We start from the raw sequence: 2,212 nt of genomic DNA on the forward strand, positions 1-2,212 counted from the left end.
TTAGTCAAAATATTTATATACTAGTTTATACTACATGTTATATAACACATGTTAAGTCATAGTACAGTTATTTTTTAGGCAAACCTAAAAATTTCCGAAACATTTATATACTATGATGACCTACTTTTATACAAGTGAGATATAATTTGGGCATGCCTAAATTTTTCACTTAACAACACATATTATTAGTCAATAATAATACAATCTCCAAAATATAAATATTTGTATTGAATTAGGTTTCCACAATTTTTCTAATTCGATACACGGAAAATTATCTGCCAAATTTTCCAAAAAACCCAATTGGTGTTTAACTCTCCTCAAAAATTAAACACCAATTATTATCTCTTTTTGTTAAATTTTTCATTTCAGAAAATATAAAATTTAGGTTAACCTAAAAATTTAGAAATATTTATATACTTCTTCAAACAACATTACAATTGGTGATAAAAAATTAGGTCTACCTAAAAATCTAATTTTTCATTACTTTATGGTTTTGATTCAAAACCATAAAACTACACTCCAATTATTATTAAATTAGTTTATCTCTCTTTTCTAATTTAATAAAAAGCATATAACTACTCTCAAGAAATTAAATATGTTCATCATATTTAATTTCACATATATTTAAATTTTCTTTTTTTAATAATTATTTCAGGAACAATTATTCATTTTAATTTTTGATGTCACCTAAAAATATTTAAAGGGGTTTGGTAAATATATTAATGCTTTAATAATATTCAAATATGATGTAGGTGATTAGTATGGATAGGACACGAAGACTTCTTATCGCAATATTAATTGTTGTTTTGATTGGATTGGTAGCAATAATTGCCGGTGCAATATTCCTTGGACATGACAGTGAGCTTACACAGGGCAATAAAAACATTCTGGTATGTGCAATCGATGAAAGTGAAGACAGGCCAGGAATGGGTGCATGTGACATGGCATTTATTGTTCATCTGGAAAACGGAACCTTGAAAAATTATACTCCTATATATCCTGGAGGCATGACTCATCCAACAGCGGCTGAACCGCAGGAAGCACAGCAGCAAGGTGCAGGATCAGCACTTCTACTTCACGATGCGTTTTGGGATGCGGATAATGAAGTTGGAATGAAATATGCAAAAGAAATTGTTGAATATCAGGCCAATACTTCAATCGATTCTGTTGTTGCAATCAATAGTCAGGCATTGGATGCAATACTTTCTGCAGCAGGACCTGTGGAAATAAACGGTGAACTGACTAATGCAAGCGGTATTGATATCATTCGTGAAGAAGACTGGGGAAATGGAGTTTCAAGAGGCGATGCAGTAATGGGCGTTGTAAAAGGAGTGGCAAAAGCTGCTTCAACCAATCCTGACGTTAAATCTGCAATGGTGTCCGCCGCACTTGACCAATACTCCAAAGGAAATATAATCATGGATGAGGAAGGTGCCTTTGCAGGACTTTTAGCATCAAAAGGGTTTAGTTCAATATTTTAAACCCTTTTTTTAAATTTTTGGCTCTAATTTTTTGATAAATAATCCCAGAAACATCACTATTAATGGGAAGAATATTGTATAGATTACATATAGCAATCCTGAAGATATTATGTCTCCCATGACTGTTGAACCCGCCATTAACATGATTAAACTTATAACTGGAGCTAGAATGGCTATAAATGTATAAATTAAAATAAAAGAATTCAATTTCTGGGAAAATTCCTTTAGTTTTATTTGCATGTCAAACGAGATGTCCTTTGCGATAATCTCCAAACTGTTTGCCAGATTGCCTCCAACTCTTAGGGTTCCCACAATTTGATGAATTGCCCTTGTAAGGCCTTCTGACTTCACCCTATGTGCCATTTCAAGCAGGGAATCTTCTGTCGCTTTGCCAAATTTCACCTCTTCCAGGACTCTGTTGAATTCACGGGAAAGCGATCCGTAATCTGCATTTCTAATAGTCACTAGTGAGTCATGCAGTCCTCTTCCGGCTTTTAGCTCAATACTCATATGCCTTAATGCATAGGGAAGCTCCTGATTCAAATCTGAGTATCCTCTTTTCTTCTTCATTTGAGGATAATGGAGCAGGAAAAGGTAACTCATTAAAATTATTACAAGATACATTGCACTTATCTCCAAACTTGTAAACAATGCAATAAGAATCAATCCTATAAACAGCAGCAAAATTATCTGTCTTTTTAGGAGAATTTTCACTAGGAAGTCCCTTATTT

General features: G+C 33.0%; 2 protein-coding genes. One reads left to right on the plus strand and one right to left on the minus strand.

Features of this window, described 5'->3' with window-relative positions; translation table 11 throughout:
* The first annotated feature begins 761 nt into the window (after positions 1-761).
* Positions 762-1,481 carry a DUF4012 domain-containing protein gene (locus tag ACJMLO_RS08950; RefSeq protein ID WP_405296008.1) on the plus strand — a complete coding sequence of 240 codons (720 nt, stop codon included), beginning with the start codon at positions 762-764 and terminating at the stop codon, positions 1,479-1,481.
* Between the two features lie 9 nt (positions 1,482-1,490).
* On the opposite strand, the gene ACJMLO_RS08955 is transcribed toward ACJMLO_RS08950, so the two are convergent.
* Positions 1,491-2,212: type II secretion system F family protein (locus ACJMLO_RS08955; protein ID WP_405296010.1), on the minus strand; the 722-nt coding region annotated here is incomplete at its 5' end.

The organism is Methanobrevibacter sp., from assembly GCF_045120835.1.
Lineage (GTDB): Archaea > Methanobacteriota > Methanobacteria > Methanobacteriales > Methanobacteriaceae > Methanocatella.

Bases quoted from the DNA above. Each gene is read 5' to 3' on its own strand.
- ACJMLO_RS08950 (WP_405296008.1), top strand. From the start codon at position 762: ATGGATAGGACACGAAGACTTCTTATCGCAATATTAATTGTTGTTTTG.